This window comes from Mucilaginibacter aurantiaciroseus, assembly GCF_024055595.1.
In the GTDB taxonomy this organism is placed as follows: Bacteria; Bacteroidota; Bacteroidia; order Sphingobacteriales; family Sphingobacteriaceae; genus Mucilaginibacter; species Mucilaginibacter aurantiaciroseus.
In genome coordinates this window covers 227,380-247,321 of the sequence record NZ_JAMXOF010000001.1, presented here as the reverse complement: position 1 = coordinate 247,321, position 19,942 = coordinate 227,380, and the positions used below count along the sequence as shown (strand labels likewise).

20 protein-coding genes are annotated in these 19,942 nt (G+C 43.4%); 4 read left to right on the top strand and 16 right to left on the bottom strand.

Annotated elements, in window-relative coordinates; translation table 11 throughout:
- Positions 1-56: 56 nt before the first annotated feature.
- Together NAF17_RS01105 and NAF17_RS01100 are read right to left on the bottom strand one after the other, a co-directional pair.
- Complete coding sequence (locus NAF17_RS01105; RefSeq protein WP_252756131.1) at positions 57-347, bottom strand: putative quinol monooxygenase; 291 nt, start codon at positions 345-347, stop codon at positions 57-59.
- A 306-nt stretch (positions 348-653) separates the two neighbouring features.
- Complete coding sequence (locus tag NAF17_RS01100) at positions 654-1,235, bottom strand: thymidine kinase (RefSeq protein ID WP_256474402.1); 582 nt, start codon at positions 1,233-1,235, stop codon at positions 654-656.
- Between the two features lie 77 nt (positions 1,236-1,312).
- Between NAF17_RS01100 and NAF17_RS01095 the strand changes: the two genes are divergently transcribed.
- Positions 1,313-2,413 carry a DUF8457 domain-containing protein gene (locus NAF17_RS01095; protein ID WP_252756130.1) on the top strand — a complete coding sequence of 367 codons (1,101 nt, stop codon included), beginning with the start codon at positions 1,313-1,315 and terminating at the stop codon, positions 2,411-2,413.
- A gap of 22 nt (positions 2,414-2,435) precedes the next feature.
- Here NAF17_RS01095 and rodA read toward each other — a convergent pair whose 3' ends face one another.
- From rodA to purH, 6 genes are all read right to left on the bottom strand, one after another.
- A complete protein-coding gene (rodA, locus tag NAF17_RS01090; protein WP_252756129.1) occupies positions 2,436-3,710 on the bottom strand; it encodes a rod shape-determining protein RodA in 1,275 nt (424 codons plus the stop codon).
- Positions 3,703-5,697, bottom strand: coding sequence for a penicillin-binding protein 2 (gene mrdA / locus NAF17_RS01085; protein ID WP_252756128.1), 1,995 nt, complete (start codon positions 5,695-5,697; stop codon positions 3,703-3,705). Before mrdA ends, rodA begins: the two co-directional genes overlap by 8 nt.
- A complete protein-coding gene (mreD, locus tag NAF17_RS01080; protein WP_252756127.1) occupies positions 5,697-6,215 on the bottom strand; it encodes a rod shape-determining protein MreD in 519 nt (172 codons plus the stop codon). Before mreD ends, mrdA begins: the two co-directional genes overlap by 1 nt.
- Positions 6,208-7,044 carry a rod shape-determining protein MreC gene (mreC, locus tag NAF17_RS01075; RefSeq protein ID WP_252756126.1) on the bottom strand — a complete coding sequence of 279 codons (837 nt, stop codon included), beginning with the start codon at positions 7,042-7,044 and terminating at the stop codon, positions 6,208-6,210. The genes mreD and mreC overlap by 8 nt, the downstream gene beginning before the upstream one ends.
- 92 nt (positions 7,045-7,136) lie before the next feature.
- On the bottom strand, positions 7,137-8,159 hold the full coding sequence (locus NAF17_RS01070) for a rod shape-determining protein (protein ID WP_067054626.1): 1,023 nt from the start codon (positions 8,157-8,159) through the stop codon (positions 7,137-7,139).
- Between the two features lie 216 nt (positions 8,160-8,375).
- Positions 8,376-9,902 carry a bifunctional phosphoribosylaminoimidazolecarboxamide formyltransferase/IMP cyclohydrolase gene (gene purH, locus NAF17_RS01065; protein WP_252756125.1) on the bottom strand — a complete coding sequence of 509 codons (1,527 nt, stop codon included), beginning with the start codon at positions 9,900-9,902 and terminating at the stop codon, positions 8,376-8,378.
- Between the two features lie 446 nt (positions 9,903-10,348).
- On the opposite strand from purH, the gene NAF17_RS01060 reads away from it, so the two are divergent.
- On the top strand, positions 10,349-10,567 hold the full coding sequence (locus tag NAF17_RS01060) for an STM3941 family protein (RefSeq protein WP_252756124.1): 219 nt from the start codon (positions 10,349-10,351) through the stop codon (positions 10,565-10,567).
- A gap of 47 nt (positions 10,568-10,614) precedes the next feature.
- Here the strand turns inward: NAF17_RS01060 and NAF17_RS01055 are convergent, their stop codons facing one another.
- The 6 genes from NAF17_RS01055 to NAF17_RS01030 all read right to left on the bottom strand — a co-directional run bounded on the left by NAF17_RS01055 (position 10,615) and on the right by NAF17_RS01030 (position 17,269).
- Positions 10,615-10,911, bottom strand: coding sequence for an FtsB family cell division protein (locus tag NAF17_RS01055; RefSeq protein WP_252756123.1), 297 nt, complete (start codon positions 10,909-10,911; stop codon positions 10,615-10,617).
- Between the two features lie 243 nt (positions 10,912-11,154).
- Positions 11,155-12,507 (bottom strand): DEAD/DEAH box helicase, encoded by a 1,353-nt coding sequence (locus NAF17_RS01050; protein ID WP_252756122.1) that lies wholly within the window; start codon positions 12,505-12,507, stop codon positions 11,155-11,157.
- A 575-nt stretch (positions 12,508-13,082) separates the two neighbouring features.
- The gene (lspA, locus tag NAF17_RS01045; RefSeq protein WP_252756121.1) at positions 13,083-13,616 is read right to left on the bottom strand and encodes a signal peptidase II; all 534 of its coding nucleotides are present in this window, start codon (positions 13,614-13,616) and stop codon (positions 13,083-13,085) included.
- 709 nt (positions 13,617-14,325) lie between these two features.
- Positions 14,326-14,979, bottom strand: coding sequence for a tetratricopeptide repeat protein (locus tag NAF17_RS01040; RefSeq protein WP_252756120.1), 654 nt, complete (start codon positions 14,977-14,979; stop codon positions 14,326-14,328).
- Between the two features lie 473 nt (positions 14,980-15,452).
- Positions 15,453-16,556, bottom strand: coding sequence for a glutamine-hydrolyzing carbamoyl-phosphate synthase small subunit (gene carA, locus NAF17_RS01035; RefSeq protein ID WP_252756119.1), 1,104 nt, complete (start codon positions 16,554-16,556; stop codon positions 15,453-15,455).
- A gap of 152 nt (positions 16,557-16,708) precedes the next feature.
- Entirely contained in the window at positions 16,709-17,269 is a 561-nt protein-coding gene (locus tag NAF17_RS01030; protein WP_252756118.1) for a thiamine pyrophosphate-dependent enzyme, read from the bottom strand.
- Positions 17,270-17,402: 133 nt separating this feature from the next.
- Between NAF17_RS01030 and panB the strand changes: the two genes are divergently transcribed.
- The gene (panB, locus tag NAF17_RS01025) at positions 17,403-18,218 is read left to right on the top strand and encodes a 3-methyl-2-oxobutanoate hydroxymethyltransferase (protein ID WP_252756117.1); all 816 of its coding nucleotides are present in this window, start codon (positions 17,403-17,405) and stop codon (positions 18,216-18,218) included.
- Positions 18,219-18,334: 116 nt separating this feature from the next.
- The gene (locus NAF17_RS01020; RefSeq protein WP_252756116.1) at positions 18,335-19,057 is read left to right on the top strand and encodes an RluA family pseudouridine synthase; all 723 of its coding nucleotides are present in this window, start codon (positions 18,335-18,337) and stop codon (positions 19,055-19,057) included.
- Positions 19,058-19,267: 210 nt separating this feature from the next.
- On the opposite strand, the gene NAF17_RS01015 is transcribed toward NAF17_RS01020, so the two are convergent.
- Both NAF17_RS01015 and NAF17_RS01010 read right to left on the bottom strand, forming a co-directional pair.
- Positions 19,268-19,624, bottom strand: a complete 357-nt coding sequence (locus tag NAF17_RS01015; RefSeq protein ID WP_252756115.1) for a helix-turn-helix domain-containing protein — start codon at positions 19,622-19,624, stop codon at positions 19,268-19,270.
- 2 nt (positions 19,625-19,626) lie between these two features.
- Positions 19,627-19,920 (bottom strand): type II toxin-antitoxin system HigB family toxin, encoded by a 294-nt coding sequence (locus NAF17_RS01010; RefSeq protein ID WP_252756114.1) that lies wholly within the window; start codon positions 19,918-19,920, stop codon positions 19,627-19,629.
- Between the last annotated feature and the right edge of the window lie 22 nt (positions 19,921-19,942).

The window sequence follows — 19,942 nt, the reverse complement described above, 5'->3', positions numbered from 1 at the left end:
TTCAATTATAACAGTAAATTATAATTATTGTTTATGTTGATACAAGCAAAAATGCCTTAAATTAAGCGTGTAAGTATTTTCACATCGGCAGGCGTTTCTAAAAGCGCCGGGGAGATATGTACAAAGTATTTGTAGTGAGGGGCTTCCATATGGCGGATTAATGCATCCTCATCTGCCCATTCCTCTTCTATAACATATTTGGTAGGCTCATCCTTATACTGGTAAAGTTCGTAGGCCAGGCAGCCTTCTTCCTTTAAAGATGCTTCTACCAATTTCTTCAACTCTGTATCAAACGCTCCCTCTGCATCTTTTTTGCAGTGTATAGAGGCAAGTAAGCTAATGCTCATATTGTATCTGTTAATATGGTAATATAAGCTTAATTATTAAGTTATTGTTTATTTGACTATTGTAATTTTATTTATACAAAGTGTGTTTGCGGGATGTTTAGGGGCATTAATTACGGATGATTTTTAGCAAGGCGACGAGTTTACCCACCCGGTCATTGCTTCGCCCGACCAACTTCCTTTCGCTACACGGAAGGGGGGGGAGGTAAAAAAAAATTGTTCCCTTTATTTCTTACTCTCCTTAAAAAGTAGAGAGGGTCGGCAAGCGTATCGATGTCGGGGTGAGTAAACTCACCAAGTAACAAACAATTATATGCTCCCGTCCAAATTAAAGCAATTGCGGCAGCGGGCTTCGTAGCTTTCTTTCTCGCCTAACAGGATCCGGCTTTCGTTGGGTACCAAACGGTACGAGTACATAGCCTGTTGCCCACATTTTACGCATACTGCATGCAGCTTGGTAATAGAATCTGCCATGGCCATTATTTGGGGCATAGTGCCAAACGGCCGGCCCTTAAAATCCATATCTAAACCGGCCACAATTACGCGGATCCCGGCATCGGCAAGGGTTTGGCAAACTGAAGGAAGCTCGTCATCAAAAAACTGGGCTTCGTCAATCCCAACCATTTGGATGTGGCTTGCCAGTGGCAAAATTTCGGCGGCTTTAGTAACTGCTTTAGAAGGGATAGAATTGAGGTTATGCGACACAAGGGCACTTTTATCGTAGCGCTTATCGGCCACCGGGCTAAAAATCTCCACATTTACTTTTGCTATCCGCGCGCGGTTAACCCGCCTGATCAACTCTTCGGTTTTACCCGAAAACATTGATCCACAGACCACTTCCAAACTCCCGCCAATCTCATTTCGCCTCTTAAAAACTTCCTCGGTGTACAAACGCTCAAAACTTTAGTGAAGGGCTAATATCAGAATTTTATGCTATTTTTGGTGAGCAATTTCCTAACATTAAAGCCATGAAGCAGCAGGAAGTATTTAAAAAGACCGGCGCAATAATAAAAGAACTTAACGAGCAATATGAGTACCTGCAAAGCACTGTAGATAACCTTAACGACCTTGAACTTGAACTTTTTGTTGCCAACACCCACTTTTTAAAAGACCACGCCGAAATTTTAAGGAAACTGAACCTGCAAAAGGCACAGCTACAGCATACATTGCCACCACACGTGGAGGAAAAAAAGCTGGACCTGCAAAAACCTGCAGAACTGAGGCCCGAACCTGTAAAGCCCGTTATAGTAGAAATAAAGAGGCCAAGCACCTACGAACCTAAATATTTTGAACCGCTTGTGCACCAGGCGAGGCCGGTGATTGAACGCACACTGTTTAAACCCGAAAAACCTGTTGAACAAAAGCCTCTACAAATAGAGATAACCCCGGTTGAGGACAAACAGCCAACTCCGCACGTAGACCTGAGCAGCGGTAACGGTAAAGACAGCTACACGTTTGAACGCGAGGAGCCGGAAATTATTAAGCATCATTTGATCCTGGATGAAACTGATGACCGGGATGAGGAAGATGAAGCCCCGGTTGTATTACCCGAGAAAAAGGAAGTGTCAAAAACCAATGCGGTTACCATGGAGAACATCCTGGATGGTGAGATCATCAATACCGACGACGAAACGCAAGAACCCAACATAGTACCAACCAACCCCGAGCCGGTTATTGATAATGCACTAAAAGTTAAGGAAGAAGAACCTGCTCCTGCTCCTGCACCCACTCCCGAACCTGTTAAGGAAACCAAGCCGCTTTCGTTTAACGAGCGGATGTCGGCACAGTTGAAGGGCAACCAGGTCGCTACAAGCCTGGAGCCTGTTGAAGCACCGATAAAAGATATTAAAGCGGCCATCAGCCTGAATGATAAACTACTTTTTGTGAAAGACCTTTTTAACGGCTACAGCCTTGCCTATAGTGAAGCCATTGAGATAGTGAACCGCTTCGCCAATTTTGAAGAGGCCGACCGCTTCCTAAAAACCAACTACGTTACCAAAAACAACTGGGAAGGTAAAAAGGCTACTATGGATAAGTTTTACGCGTTGCTGAAAAGGCGTTACACGTAATTCGGCAATACCTCCTTTGTTATTAAAACCTGTCTGTTGATAATCCCATTCGGTTAGAATCCAGCTTGAGCAGGATGAATAGCAGGATGGTAAAACTCCATAACGAAGATCCACCGTAACTAATAAATGGTAGCGGGATTCCGATCACAGGCATATAACCGATAGCCATCGCTATATTGATAATAACGTGGCAAAAGATAATGGATGCGACCCCGTAGCCATAGATACGCGAGAACGGCGCGCGCTGTCGCTCGGCAATTACAATAATACGCAACAGCAGGAACAGGTATAAACCCAGCACCACAACCGAGCCTGCAAAACCCCACTCCTCGCCTACGGTGCAGAATATAAAGTCGGTGCTTTGCTCGGGTACAAAGGCGTATTTAGTTTGGGTGCCTTGCAGATACCCCTTACCCCATACACGGCCGGACCCTATGGCAATTTTAGATTGGTTTTGGTTGTAACCCACGCCACGCAGATCTTTACTCAGGCCCAAAACCTCATCGATACGTACGCGCTGGTGTGGTTTTAAACCATGCAGGTATAGCGGCTTCGCTACAAACACAAAACCGATGGCTACTACCAACCCGATGATAACTCCGGTGGCAAACTTGCGGTTGCGGCCAAACATAAACAGCAGCAGGGCTGCTATAATTATTATGGCGATGATGATATACCAAACACTTACCAATAATGCCGATATAAACAAAGCCACCAATAAACCAATAATGATTAGGAAATAAACCGATAACCCCTCGCGGTAAAGCACCAAAATCAAGGAGCAAAACACCAAAGTAGACCCGTCATCGGGCTGCATTTTGATGAGCAGCATGGGAAGGAAGATAATTCCGCCCGCTATCAGGAACGATTTTGGATCGGTTACTTTTACGTTGGTAGCGCTAAGGTATCGCGCCAGCAGTAAACAGGTGGCAAATTTGGCAAACTCAGATGGTTGCAGCCTAAAACCGCCCCCCATATCAATCCAGGCCTGGTTACCGCCCACATTACGGCCCGCAACAAGCACAACCAAAAGTAGCAGCACCGTAACGACGTAAAACACCGGCGCGAGTGCCGACAGGAAACGGCTTTCCAGCAAAAGGATAACCGTACCAATAACCAGCGCCGACATAATGTAAATAAATTGCTTCCCGTATTGGGTATCCATATCAAAAATACTCCGATGGTTTTCATCGAACACCGCCGCGTGGATGTTGAACCAGCCAATGGTACACAGCGCCAAATAAAGTAGCACCGTTAACCAGTCCACGTTAAAAAAGAAGCTCCGTTGGTTATTCATCGCCCCTCCTTTTTGGCAGCAAGGCGGTTAACTTATTCTGTTGGGCATTTTTTGCCGATTTAAGTTTGCTTACAGAATCTATAGCAGCTTTTTTTACAGAGTCGGCAGTGGCTTTTCTAATACTATCAGCTTTAATTCTTGCCTTATCGACAGGTTTTACGATGATGGCAGGCAACAGGTTTTTCTTGATGTAATACTCCGGATAAATGCCCGACGGACGTTTGGAGATACTTCCCTTTAAATATTGTTCAACAATAAAGCTGGCTATAGGCCCAGCCCAGGTACCGCCATCGCCGGAATTTTCTACTACAACCGCTATGGCTATCTTAGGGTTATCACGTGGTGCAAATGCCACAAATAACGAGTGGTTTTTACCATGCGGATTTTGTGCCGTACCTGTTTTACCGCACATCACAATCCCCGGTATTTTAGAGCCTTGCCCCGTACCATAATCAACCACACTTTGCATCCCGTTTATAACAGGTTCAAAATACTGGGCATCAATACCTACATAATTTTTAACTGTATATTCCTTTTTAATTACCTGCTTATCTCCTATGGCCTTTATGAGGTGGGGTTTATAGTAAAACCCATGGTTAGCAATGGTAGCCTCGATATTTGCCAACTGTAACGGTGTGGCCAGTAATTCTCCCTGGCCAATGGCTAACGATGCTACCGTGGTAGAACGCCAGCCGCCGCGATGATAGATCTTATCATAATAATTAGCGGTAGGTACAAGTCCCTTGCCTTCGCTCGGGATATCAACCCCTAAACGTTCACCAAAACCAAACTTGTTTACATTGGCTTTCCAGCTGGTGTAACTGGCATCGGTATTTTTACCCCCCTGCGCGTTTAGCACCTTGGCAAATACCATATTAAAATATCCGTTACAAGAACCGGCAATGGCACCTGCCAAATTAACCGTGCCATGCACGTGCGTACATTTAACCCTATGGTTGCCGGCCATATAATAGCCTATGCAATTGTAAGTATCGGTTGGTTTAATAATTCCTTCCTGCAAACCTATCAAAGCGCTTAGCGGCTTAAATGAAGAGCCCGGAGGATAATAAGCCTGTACCGGCCTTGTAAAAAATGGCTTATACGGGTCTTTGTATAACGCGGCTGCATTGTTTCCGCGCTGGCGGCCTACAAGCAAATTAGGATCATACGTTGGGCTGCTTACAAAGCAAAGTATTTCGCCGGTTGATGGCTCAATGGCTACAATACTGCCAACCTTGTTTGTCATTAGCTTTTCGCCCAGTTTTTGGATGGTCATATCCAATGACGAGATCAGACGCTCGCCGGCTACTGCCGATGTATCGAAAGCACCATTGGCATATTTGCCTTTGCGCACGTTGCGCGAATCTACCATCATATTCTCTACACCGCGCTGCCCACGCAAAACCGTTTCGTATGATTTTTCTACCCCGGTAATGCCCACATAATCACCCGGTCTGTAGTACCCGTTAGATCTTTTAATAATGGCATCCGTGGCCTCACCAATGTAACCAAGAAATTGCGCGGCGGCAGTATCCGGATAGGTACGTAGCGAGCGTTGCTGAGTATCAAAACCGGGAAATTCCGACAAGCGTTCCTGGAAGGCGGCGTACTGCTCTACCGTTACCTGTTTCTCAAAAACCGAAGTGCGGTACGGCGAGTACTTGCGGGCCTTGATCATGCGCTTATCATAACCTTCCCGGTCAATGCCTAATAACTTGCAAAACTCAACGGTGTCAAATTCTTTAACTTGTTTGGGTACAACGGTAATGTCGTAAACGGGTTCGTTCTGCACCATTATTTTGCCGGTACGGTCAAGGATGGGGCCGCGGGCCGGGTACTTTACAAATTTACGTACAACGTTTTGGCTAGCGTATAAAGCGTAGCGGTCATCTACCACCTGGATATAAAACAAACGGGCAAGCAGCACCAGTATCAATGTGATAAAAATGCCGGCAATAACGTACCTCCGCTCAAAAAAACTATTCATTATTTACGCTCTTTCTTTCTGAAAAACAATAAGCCCGAAACCAGCATCAAAAATACTGTAAATATTGAACTGAATATAAACCGGCTTAGTGTGTAATCTATCTCATCAAACCTAAAAACTTCGAGGTTGAACAGAAAGAAATGGTGAAAAAGAGTGAGGATAAGCGCATAAGTAAAAAACCACCTGAAACCCATAATGCTCAGCGTAGGCTCGGGCTCGTTATCAAACCCATCTTTTTGTACCGTTATGCTGATGAACATTATCCTAACCAATGCCAGCAAAGTACACGATGCAGCATGCAGGCCCGGTGTATCATAAAAAGAATCTATGGTTAAACCCAGTACAAACGCCAGCGCGAAAAGCACCACGTTTGGCGTTTCGAACGGCAGCAACAGTATGAACAAGATGTACAGGTATGGAGTAGAAAGATTATACAACGAAATATTTTTCAGCAGGAAAACCTGCAGCGCTACCAGCACTACAAAACGGATAAGATTTATGATCAGGATCCTACTCATCGGCTTTTTTCTCCTGTGCTTCTAAAGTGGTCTGCTCTAAGGCAAATTTATTAATTACAACGTCTACGTATTCCAGTTTGCCAAAATCAACCGAAAGGGCAACTTCCATGTTCAGGAAAAAGCCGCCGCCTTTGGCGTTTAGCTTACTTACCTTACCAATTGGGATTCCCGCAGGGAATAAAGATAACTCTGACGTAACCACCAACTCGCCAACTTTTGGTTGGGCATTGTTTGATACATCTACCAGTAAACCTTTGTGCGGGTCCATATCTTCGCCCCATTGTAAATAGCCAATGGCTTTGTTTGTAGCCAGCATTGCACTAAAGCGCGAATCTTTATGCAGCAATGATTGTACGATAGATAAATGCTCGCCCACAAAAACAACCTTGCCCACTACCCCATCGGCAGAGGTTACACCCATACCTTTAGCTATGCCATCTTTACTGCCGCGACTGATAGTCAAATAATTATTACGCTTGTTTACCGAATTACTGATAACCTGCGCAGGAATGTAAACGTACTGCTGTTTGTAAACCGAATCGGTAACCTGGTGCTTAGATATGGTATCAACATATTTGGATGAACACAATTCGTTCCGTAATTCGGCATTCTCTTTGGCAAGCTTATCATTAACTTCTTTGAGGCTTAAGTAACCCTTAAATTCATCCGCTTTAGCGTACAAATTGCCGGTTACCTGGTTAGTGCTGTTGATGAAAGATGCCTTTTGGAAAGAGTTGTACTTAATATAAATGATAAGCGAACTTATCATAAAAATAAGGAACAGGAAGAATGCGTTGTACTTGGTGATAAATATCAGGAGGTTGCGCATCTGTTGGTGAGTGGTTGATTAAGTAAGTGGTGAATGGTTTTCAAAGCGGCCATAACCACTCTCTAATCAACTATTCACCACTCACTAATCCTCTATTGCATTAAAAACTTAAAGTTACCTATATTTTTAAGGGCTGTGCCTGTACCGCGTACTACCGCGCGAAGTGGATCTTCGGCTACGTGTACAGGTAATTTTGTTTTGGCAGCCACACGCTTATCAAGTCCACGTAGTAATGCGCCACCGCCTGTTAGGTAAATACCGGTCTGGTATATATCCGCAGAAAGTTCAGGTGGGGTGATCTCTAACGCTTTTAAGATCGCTTCCTCAATTTTCGAGATCGATTTATCAAGGCAGTGCGCTATTTCGGTGTATGATACGGTGATCTGTTTCGGTACGCCCGTCATCAAATCACGGCCTTGTACGGCGAAATCTGCAGGTGGTTCGCTAAGTTCCGGTAAAGCAGCACCTACTTCAATTTTAATTTTCTCGGCAGTACGGTCACCAATCATGATATTATGCTGGCGACGAATGTATTGTACAATATCAGAGTCGAAGTTATCTCCCGCTACGCGAATAGACTGGTCACAAACGATACCTGATAAAGCGATAACCGCTATCTCGGTAGTACCACCACCAATATCAATGATCATGTTACCCATAGGCTCTTCCACGTCGATACCAATACCTACAGCAGCAGCCATTGGTTCGTAGATCAGGTAAACCTCTTTGGCACCTGCAATTTCGGCGCTATCGCGTACCGCGCGTTTCTCTACCTCGGTAATGCCCGACGGGATACAGATAACCATACGTAATGATGGGAAAAACCATCCTTTACCCTGGTTAATCATTTTGATCATCCCGCGTATCATCAGCTCGGCAGCGTTAAAGTCGGCAATTACACCATCTTTAAGCGGGCGAACGGTACGGATATTATCGTGGGTTTTGCCCTCCATTTGCATAGCCTGGCGGCCAATGGCAATTACTTTGTTTGTTGTACGGTCAAAGGCCACAATAGATGGCTCATCAACAACAACTTTATCATTATGTATGATAAGGGTATTTGCGGTACCCAAATCAATGGCTATCTCTTGTGTGAAAAAATTAAATAAACCCATTTGGCGTTATTTCTATTTAAGCTGGAGTGTGATATTAAAACTATTTTTGGCGACAAATAACACGGCCGCTGTATTCGTGTAAATTAGTAATTAATAACTCAAAATTTTAATAATTCGTATATGTTAGTTATTGGTTAATTAAATGAGTATTTGTCAATTTTATATTTAAAAACAATTTTAGCAACCACTCTCTACTCTCCCAGTAACCATTCACTATTAATGTTTAAAGTGACGCACACCTGTGGTAACCATGGCAATGCCTTTTTGGTTACACATGTTTACCGAATCCTGGTCTTTTATAGAACCACCCGGCTGTAAAACGGCCGTGATACCTGCATTGGCGGCTATCTCCACACAATCAGGAAAAGGGAAGAAAGCATCAGATGCCATCACCGCGCCTTTCAGGTCAAAACCAAAACCTTCGGCCTTGATGATAGCCTGTTTCAAAGAATCTACCCTTGATGTTTGGCCCACACCGCTTGCCATTAACTGATTGTTTTTAGCGAACACGATAGTATTAGATTTGGTATGCTTAACTACTTTATTGGCAAAATGCAAGTCGCGCAGTTCATGCTCGGTCGCTTTTTTATCGGTAACCGAATTCATTTGTGCCGGGCCTTCAACAGTTAGGTCTTTATCCTGTTCTATAACACCGTTCAGCAAGGTTTTAAATTGCTTAAACGGCAGCTCAACCGGCTGGCGAACCAATACAATGCGGTTCTTTTTAGCCGATAACACCTTAACAGCTTCGTCTGTATAAGCCGGTGCTATTAATACCTCGTAAAAGATCTTGTCAATCTCTGTCGCGGTAGCGGCATCAATCTCATCATTAGCGATAATAACACCACCAAAGGCCGAAACTGGGTCGCAAGCCAAAGCATCAATCCAGGCTTGTTTAATTTGCTGGCGCGATGCAATACCGCAAGCGTTAGTATGTTTTAATATAGCGATGGTGGGCTCGGTAAACTCATCTATTAAAGCAACGGCAGCGTCAACATCAACCAGGTTGTTGTATGACAGCTCTTTACCGTTCAGTTTGTTAAACATAGCATCAAGGTTACCGTAAAAAGTACCTTTTTGATGCGGGTTCTCTCCGTAACGTAAAACCTGGCTGCTTTGGATGCTTTGTTTAAAAACAGGCATTGGCTCGCTTTGGTCAAAGTATTGAAAAATATGGGTATCGTAGTTTGATGAGATATTGAATGCTTTTAGAGCGAAACGGCGGCGCTGATCTATAGTGGTGGCGCCCTCCTGTGTTTTTAGGATCTCTTCCAGTTCGCTGTAATCATTTTTAGAAGCAAGGATAACAACATCCTTAAAGTTTTTGGCTGCCGCGCGGATAAGGGAGATACCGCCAATGTCAATCTTCTCGATAATATCTTCCTGCCCTGCGCCCGAATTTACCGTTTCTTCAAACGGATAAAGGTCAACAATTACCAGGTCAATTTCGGGAATCTCGTACTGAGCCAGTTGCTGTTCATCGCTATCAAAACTTCTGCGGGCAAGAATACCGCCAAACACCTTTGGGTGCAGAGTTTTTACACGGCCACCAAGGATAGACGGATACGACGTAAGGTCCTCAACAGCAATTACATCAACACCAAGGTTGCGTATAAAAGTTTCGGTACCACCGGTAGAATAGATCTTCACACCAAGGCGGTTCAACTCATGAATTATAGGCTCGAGGTTGTCTTTGTAATAAACAGAAATCAGCGCGTTTTTTATTTGAACAGAATGACTCATTACAACAGGGAATTTTTGAGCCGCAAAGGTAAGGATTTGAGATTAGTTAAAGTACATTAATTGCATTATTTTTAATGATTTGTAGTGCAAATAGTAAAACTGATAAATAAAATGACTATCCCTGCCACCAAGCCCAATAATACTATCGAAATCCCCTTAAACAAGCTAAAAATATCAGCATTATTACTAGGCGCTAACTATTTGTTGCCACCGGCATTTGGTTGGTAAACCACACAGATATGTTCCACAAAAAACCCTTGCTAATAACCATTGTGAGATACGCCGCAATTGCTTTTTTGGGTGTTTGCGGGCTATTTATAGCCAATAAAAGTTTGATGCAGACCCCGGCTTTGATATTGAAGATAATGGCATTGTAAATAACTCGAGCGCCTTTTCAGTTGGGTTTATCCCCTGGGTAGACGTTATAGGATTATCTGTTATAGACATTGGCCGCCAAAAATATAATAGTAAAAGTAGCTGATTTAGAGGACTATATCAAAGGGCAAAGTAATACCCTTGGCAGGCGCGCAGCGCGGATGAACTACCGGATGTACAGCTCACCTGTAAACATCAGCACAAGCACGTTACAGGTTACTTTTGAGGACCTATACGAACAAATTAATGTGCGCCGGAAACAAATCTGGGAAGAGTTTAAGAATAGTTAATCATCTGATTACCATGATTTTAATTGACGATATCCGTCTAATAACAGTTATTTTTCCCTCTCGTGAACGATCACAAATACGTCTTCGTCATCCTTTTTCATGAGGTACTTTTCGCGGGCGAACTTCTCCAGTTTTGCTTTATCTGAGGTAAGTTCAGACAGATCTTTATTAACCTTATCTGTTTCAGATTGATAAAAGGCTTCTTCTTGCTTTAACTTGTTGAGTTGCTGATGGTAATCGTATTGAGAGAACAGATCGTTCTTGTCAAAAAAGGTCATCCACACTACAAAAGCCACCGTAACCAGGAAGAATTTGTTCTTGATAAGGTCTAAAAGGCGTCTCATTTGTGTGGGTTCAATTTTCACTTTAAAGCTATTTAATTTCTTTGAAGGTTGCAAATATGGTTATTAACATCCTAACAAAAAAGTTTTTATACCTGGAAAATAGTTGCCCTGGTATTGGAAAATTGCCGCAAAATACAGGTAAAAAAATCACCATTTTTCGCCCCTAAACCACCAAAAAAGGGTAGAGAACAACCCATAAATGGACTGGCCGCTACCCTCAATTTTTAACCTCTTTAAAAGGTACTATCTTCTGCCCGATGATGACCTGCTGGCGCCGCTCATGCCGCTGGCACCGCCGCGACTATTGGTTGCCCCGCCGCTACCGCGATGACCGGATGGCCTGCCGCCTGCGCCGGCCCGCTTGTTGCCGCCACCATGCCTGCCACCTGCCGAAGCCGGGCTCTTGGGTGTGCCGTTCTTGGCTTTGCTCATCATCTTGGCCGTCATCGCGTCATAGCTTAACGGGTAGGGATGGCCCAGCTCAACCGGGATTTCTTTAGCGATCAGTTTATGAATATCTTTTAGGTAATCTATTTCTTCCTCGCCATCGCAAAATGTAAGGGCTATACCGCTTGCACCTGCACGGCCAGTACGGCCAATACGGTGTACGTATGTTTCAGGGATATTAGGGATCTCGTAATTGATCACGTGGGTAAGATCGTCGATATCAATACCGCGGGCGGCAATATCGGTAGCAATAAGCACGCGGGTAGTACGGTTCTTAAAGTTGGCTAACGCACGCTGGCGCGCGTTTTGCGACTTATTACCGTGGATAGCCTCGGCAGTGATACCGGCACGAAGCAAGTCTTTAACCACCTTATCTGCACCGTGCTTGGTGCGGGTAAATACCAACGCAGTTTTGATGCCTTTATCCTCTAAAATATGATTAAGCAAAAGGCGTTTATCGTTCTTGCTTACGTAGTATAACGATTGTTGAATGGTATCGGCAGTTGATGATACCGGGGCAACCTCAACCCTTGCAGGTTTTTGCAGGATGCTATCTGCCAGGTGCTGAATTTCGTTAGGCATGGTAGCGCTAAAGAAAAGCGTTTGCCTGTTGGCAGGCACTTTGGCGATAATTTTTTTAACATCGTTCACAAAGCCCATATCCAGCATCCGGTCGGCCTCATCAAGAATCAGCATTTTTATCTGGTCGATGTGTACGTGGCGCTGGTTCATCAGGTCTAACAAGCGGCCCGGGGTAGCTATCAGGATATCTACACCACGGCGCAAAGCGTCTACCTGTGGGTTTTGCGATACACCACCAAAAATAACCAGGTTTTTAAGGCCTGTGTTTTTACCGTAAGCGGTAAAACTTTCGCTGATCTGGATAGCCAGCTCGCGGGTGGGGGTAAGTATAAGCGCCTTAATAGATTTTTGCTCCTTGTGCTTTTGCTTATCCAAAAATAACAATTGCAGGATAGGGATAGCAAAGGCCGCGGTTTTACCTGTACCGGTTTGGGCACAGCCAAGCAAATCGCGGTGTTGTAATATATAAGGTATTGCTTGTTCTTGTATGGGGGTTGGGGTTGTATAACCCTCTGTTTTTAAAGCCCTTAAAATAGGCTCAATTAAATCTAATTTTTCGAATGACATGTATTATTTGTAATGTATATGTGCTAACGCGAAGCATTAAGCGGATCTGAAGAGTGTCTAATGATCAAAACCGTAAATCAACGGGTAATTAAATGCAAAGATACGTTTTTTATAAGCAAGTAGTGTTAACGGCCGTAATGTGATGAAAAAGTGACAGGGTTGGTGTTGAGTGGAGTGTGGTTAAGTAGAGAATAGTTGGGAGGTTTGTTAAGTAAAGCAGGTGATTAGCTGAAGTAGTTGATTAAGTAAGTAGTTGGATTGGTACTAAACAACAGTGGTACATAATTCATTTGCAGATAGAAAATAACCACCTAAAATCATATCAATCAATAAATCACAAATAATGGCGTTCCCTGCGGGCCGGGCTATACGCTGCAACTCCTCATTCCAGGCTCCTGGTAGAAGCAGCCCTGCATTCCGGGGTTTTCGCTACTATCCCTAACGCAAAAACCTTCGCACTGCATACAAATCGTTTCGACCCCTTATGAACGTTATTGCTTTAGCACTGGCTTTGATAAGGGGTAAAATATGTGGTTTATAATACCGCTGCCCGGAGACGCAAAGTATCGCGTCTCTTAACTATTCTCTTCTACTACTACCTCGTCTACCCCCTTCTTCCCCTCTTTTCTTCTTAAAAAAGTGTCCAGCAGTATCAACCCAAGGCCTATCATGATGGAAACATCGGCGGCGTTAAAAATACCGGTTTGCAGGGGGCCGAATTTTAGGTGGACAAAATCGGTAACCGAACCTTTTATTATCCTGTCGTACAGGTTACCCACACCGCCGCCTATGCAAAAGATAATGCCGGTAACCATTAGGTTACTTAAGCCCTTTTTGCCGAGGCTGTAAATTAACGCCCCTAATAAAGCTATAACAGGCAACAGGGTAAGCATAATAAACCTGAACGGCTGCACCAGTTTATCGCCGAGGCTTAAAAAAGCGCCGGTATTTTCAACCCGCAGCAAGGTTACATGGTCGTTAAAAAAACGGTACTGGTCGTAAATCCCAATATGCGCGCGCATCATGCTTTTGGTTGCCTGGTCGGCAATTACGTTTAGTGCCAGTATAACCAGGAAAATTATAATGCGTGGGGTGCCTGTAAATTTCATTGGGACGAAAGTAGAAAAAGAGAATCTAAAATTGCGATGTAATCGCAATTCTGTTTTACGCAAAAACACAAACGCGTCTTTAGCGTAGCGTGGCTGTCTTTGATAGAACTGTCGTCTGTTAGTTCTTCGTTAGGAATGGCAGTAAGTTATTGAGTAGCCTGTGGATGTTCATTTCTTTTTTGGCGCAAAAAAGAAACGAACCAAAGAAAAAACACGCGGCTGTACCGCGTCGATAGCAAAGTTCTATAATAGATCGTTCGCTATCGCTCAGGATGACAATGTTTAAAAAAAGCGTCGGCCCTAAACGTCAAAGCGGGCGGGCCGGGTGTATGGCGAAAATGGCGGTTTAGCGTCGAAGTCCGCGCATGCGGCAAGAAAGCGTTAAGAACCGACAGGGCGGGCAGAAGCGTCGCTTTGACTTGGCCTTTTCTTTTGGTTACCTTTCTTTGCGGCTAAGGCAAAGAAAAGTAACATCCACAGGCTTGAGGTAACTTACTGCCGCAGCTAACGAAGCACTAATCGACGACTTTTGCCGCCGCAGGGTCTCACATCGTGGACCCTGCGCTGCCTTGCACACGGCGCAGGGTCTCTTTCAGAAGACCCTGCGAAGACAACAGTCAACTTGTCGCCGCAGGGTCTCACATCGTAGACCCTGCGCTGCCTTACACACGGCGCAAGTCTCTTTCAGAAGACCCTGCGAAGACAACAGTCATTTGTCAAGCATTTTTCGAACTTCAAGATCGATTGCTGTTGGGTCAATTTGATCTGTAATTTTCAAGTACTTATATGCGCTGTCTTTTTGAGTAAAGTAGGTATAAGCCGCGGTCAACTGTGCATATGGGTGAGGATTTTGGGGACTAATAATGACAGCTTTTTTCAACGCATCTATTGAAGTATTTAAATAGCTAACATCTTTAGTTTCAAAAAAAAGATTTCCTAAGCTGATTGAATAATCCTGCCAAACTTTTTCATCATTTGGATACAGTTTTAAAGCTTTTTTAAAGTGTTTAAGCGACTCTGAATATTTTCTTTGAAGCCCTAAAAGATTTCCAAAACCCCAATAAATTTGATAGTTTGTGCTATCCAATAACCACGCCTGGTTAAACCTCATCATTGAGGTATCTAATTTTTGAGCGTATAAATATTCCCACCCACGCTTTACAAAATGTTTTGCCGCATCTTTCCTATTTGGATATCCTTTACTGGTAGATGCAATAAATTTCGCATCGTAACCTATTTGTTCCGGACATTTTTTAACGCCGCCATACATGGGTAATTTGTTGATATTTTCCGGGCAATCCTGGGATTGTACACAGCTTACAAAAAGACAGGCAATTACAACTAATGGTAAAAAAAATTTCATAACAAGTGGAATAGGTTTGATCTAAATGTATTAAATAATTATTGGTTTAGGCCAAATAAAAAAAGCTTTTTTTGTCGCCGCAGTGTGTCAAATCGTGGACCCAGTTGCCCTACATACGAGCAGGGTCTCACAGCCTGGTCTAAGTTTTCAACTTAGACCAGTGATTGAATTATATGTCGCCGCAGGGTCTCACATCGTGGACCCTGCGCTGCCTTGCACACGGCGCAGGTATCTTTCAGAAGACCCTGCGAAGACAACAGTCAACTTGTCGCCGCAGGGTCTCACATCGTGGACCCTGCGCTGCCTTACACACGGCGCAGGGTCTCTTTCAGAAGACCCCGCGAAGACAAAACGCTTAACTCATTTTGGGTCTAAGTTGGAAACTTAGGCCAGTGATTGGAAAAACAAAAAAGCCTTTCAAATAAATGAAAGGCTTAATCTTATAAATCGAAAATAATCGGTTTAATCCAGGTTTACTTCTTCATCATCCCTATAAAATCATCAAACAGGTAGCGGCTATCGTGCGGGCCTGGCGACGACTCGGGGTGGTATTGTACCGAGAACGCATTCTTATTTTTTACACGGATGCCCTCTATCGACTGGTCGTTTAGGTTTACGTGGGTAATTTCTACTTTGTCTGACGCGCGCACGGCATCTTGCACCACACCAAAACCATGGTTTTGCGAGGTTACTTCGCAATGGTTGATGATCACGTTTTTTACCGGGTGGTTTAAACCGCGGTGGCCGTTAAACATTTTTTGAGTTGGGATATCGTTAGCCAAAGCCAGTAACTGGTGGCCAAGGCAAATACCGAACAATGGTTTATCAGTTTCCAGGATCTTTTTAACGGTATCGATAGCGTATGGCATAGCCGATGGATCGCCGGGGCCGTTAGAGATGAAATATCCCGAAGGAGAAAAATCTTTCTCCATTTCTTCGAACGTGGTTTTTGCGGGGTAAACTTTGGCGTAAACGTCGCGGTCGTCAAAATTGCGCAGGATGTTTTTCTTCACACCAAGGTCCAGCACGGCTACGCGGTAGGCAGCGTTCTCGTTGCCAAAAGTGTAAGTTTCTTTGGTTGATACCTTTGATGACAGTTCAAGGCCATCCATATCGGGTGCTTCGGCCAGTTTGGCTTTCAGCTCATCGAGGTCTAAAATTTCGGAAGAGATAATAGCGTTCATGGCGCCTTTATCGCGGATGTGGCGAACGATCTGGCGGGTATCTACATCAGAGATGCCCACAATATTTTGCTCCTGGAAATAATCCTGGATGCTTTCATCGGCCTGTTTGCGGCTGTAAGCGATGTTGTAATTTTTACAAACCAAACCGGCTATCTGGATATTGCCAGATTCAACCTCTTCGTTAGCGATACCGTAGTTGCCAATGTGCGCATTGGTAGCTACCATAATTTGCCCAAAGTAAGATGGGTCGGTAAAAATTTCCTGGTAGCCGGTCATGCCGGTATTAAAGCAAATTTCGCCTGTGGTAGTACCAATTTTCCCGGCGGCCTTGCCATAAAAGGCTGTTCCGTCGGCTAATAATAAAACTGCAGGTAATTTGGTGAAATGATTCATTTAACAAAAAAATTGAAAGGGTTATTGATTCGGATTTTCTGGCACGAAGCTCCGTGAAAACAAACCGGATAGCTGAAGTAAGATACCTCTTTATTCACGGCGCAAATGTAGAAAAATATTTACGATTTTAGATGTACGATTTTAGATTTTTCCTAATGGCTTGTTTTGCTGTCTTTCTTTACTTCCTGCAAATAATCTAATACCGCCTGTACTTTTCTTTTATTCTCTGGACCCGCAAAAATATTAGGTCTGTTATTAGGGTCGCTTATGCTATTAATGTACATTTCATTATCGTTTAACAATATAGTCATTTGGCTTCCCCAAGTATTCGCTAAAAAGCTTGGAAAGGTTTTTGCGATAAAAATATTATCGCTTTCTTCAACTGTAGTCCATTTAAAATCTTCTCTGATTTTATGAATTACCAACCAGATTTCTTCATGGCCTAAGCCCGGATTTAAAATTAGAAATTTCAACCTGCTTTTTTGAATGTTGTATAATACTAATGCAAGGATAATCGGAATAATCACTATTAATAACTCTTGGATATGATAATTCTGTTCATCGTGATTAATAAACAAAATTAGATGATAAATAATCACAGTTATAGGCATCGATATAAAAAATATTACAGCACCATAATAACAAAATTGCTGAGCTTTAGAAAGCTGAACTTGGCCACTTTCTATTGATTTTTTATATTGTCTAGCTGTCATATTTTTGGATTATAATATTACAAACTTTATGTCACATTAAATCATCTGTTAAGCAGCATTTCAAATTCCGAAATCGAAATTTCGCAATCCCAAATTCAAAACTACCTTTGTACTACAAAACTAAAGAAACACCATGTCGGTAAACAAGGAAGTTAAACGCATTACCACGCATATTTTGCAGGAAATGAAGAACCGTGGCGAGAAGATAGCCATGCTTACAGCCTACGATTTTTCGATGGCGGCCATTGTAGATAATGCCGGTATGGATATTATCCTGGTGGGCGATTCGGCCAGTAACGTAATGGCCGGGCACGAAACCACGCTGCCTATCACGCTGGATCAAATGATCTATCACGCCTCGTCGGTGGTCCGCGCCGCTAAACGCGCTTTAGTGGTTGTCGATCTGCCCTTCGGTTCGTACCAGGGTAACTCTAAAGAAGCTTTGGCATCCGCCATCCGCATCATGAAAGAGGCGGGTGCGCACGCGGTGAAGTTAGAGGGTGGTGTAGAAATCGCGGAATCTATCACCAGGATCTTAACCGCAGGTATCCCCGTAATGGGCCACCTGGGTTTAACCCCGCAATCGATCTATAAATTTGGCACTTACACGGTTAGAGCTAAAGAAGAAGCCGAAGCACAAAAGCTAAAGGAAGATGCCTTAAAATTGCAGGAACTGGGCTGCTTTGGTATTGTATTAGAAAAGATCCCGGCCAAACTTGCCAAAGAAGTAAGCGAAAGCCTCACCATACCAACCATAGGCATTGGCGCAGGCCAGCATTGCGATGGCCAGGTTTTGGTGATCCACGATATGCTGGGCATAAACAAAGGTTTTAAACCTCGCTTTTTACGCCAGTACGCCAGCCTGTTTGATGTAATGAACGACGCTATAAGCCACTATGTTGGCGATGTAAAAGCAAAAAGTTTCCCTAACGAGAAGGAAGAGTATTGATGTGCAGATGTGCGGATATGCAGATGCGCAAATGATGCCTTTCCACAGTCCTGTCTCAGGGAAAGGAGTTTTGACTGGCAATCGTAAATCTAAAATCGTAAATCTAATATCATAAAGTGGCCCGACCGGAATTTAACTATATAAGTAAAGACATTACCGACGCTGATATACTGTATGAGGATAACCACCTTATTGCGGTGAACAAGCGCGCGGGCGATATTGTGCAGGTGGATGATACCGGCGATGACTCGCTGGATGAAAAGGTGAAACGCTACATCGCCCAAAAATACAACAAGCCAAATGGGGCTTTCTTAGGTGTTGTACACCGGTTGGACAGGCCCGTGAGCGGTGTGATCTTGTTCGCTAAAACCAGCAAGGCTTTAGAGCGCATCAACAAAATGTTTAAAGGCCGCGAAATGCATAAAACATACTATGCCATTGTGCGCAAACGCCCGCAGCCCGAGGCCGGTAACCTGGTGCATTACCTCATCAAAAATCCGCAAAAAAACGTTACCAAAGCCCACGATAAAGAAGTTGCCGGCAGCCAGCGCAGCGAACTGAACTATAAACTTGTTGGCGAACTGGATGGCTACTATGTAATAGAAGTAGACCCCATAACCGGCCGGCCGCACCAGATACGGGTGCAGCTATCTACCCTGGGTTGCCCCATAGTTGGCGATAATAAATATGGTTACCCCCGGGGCAGCCTGCGCAAAAGCATTTGCCTGCATGCACGCCGCCTCCAATTCATCCACCCCGTAAAAAACGAACCAATATTAATTGTAGCGCCATTGCCAAAAGATGGTTTCTGGGAAAAGTTTGAGGGGTTGATAAGGTAGGGCGTTACCAGTAAGTATATGGATAATAAAATATTTTCAATATAACAACAGAAATTACAGACGGGCAAATTTCTTTGGTAAAAAAGCGCTTTCAAGACTATATAAGTAATCCTGACCAAGTTCTGGATTTTGATGAAACTATGGTTGAAATTGAAAACGAATTGTAGGAAGTGATTTTTATTCGCTAAACCATTTCGGAGATATGCGGTATTAATAGGCTTGTATTAACACTTCGGTAGGTATCTTCAGGTTGTCATGAATGAGCCTTATCATCTCCAAAGACAATTTTCTCTTTTTATTTAAAATTTCGCTTGCCCGGCTTTTTAAACCTATAACTTTAGCAAGATCGCTTTGGTTATAACCCATTTGTTCCATGCGGAATTTTATAGCTTCCACCGGGTCCGGGAACGATATTGGGAAATACTCGTTTTCGTAATTTTCAATCAAGATGCCTAATATTTCTAATTCATCACCTTGTTCTGAGCCATATTGTGCATCGAAGATTACCTCTAACCGCTCTAAAGCCTGCTGATAATCTTTTTCGTCTTTAATTGGTTTTATAGTCATGGTTAAATAGTTGTGGCATCAATTTTATCGTATTCGGCATGCGTGCCAATAAATCGGATCCAAGCCATTTTATAGCCGTAATGTATTTTAACAATAAGCCGATAATTATTCCCTTTTATGTTAAATACCATTCGGTTATCTGCTGTAATGCTTGCGCTTGGATATTCTTTTTTAATATCATTAGGGCTATTCCATTCGCTATTACTTGCTTCCTGAAACCACGCCTTTAATTGTTGTTCGCAATCTGCATGATGTCCCCAAAAATTCCGTAATATTTTCTTCGCGATAACTCTCAAAATAGTAATTTATATAAAGATA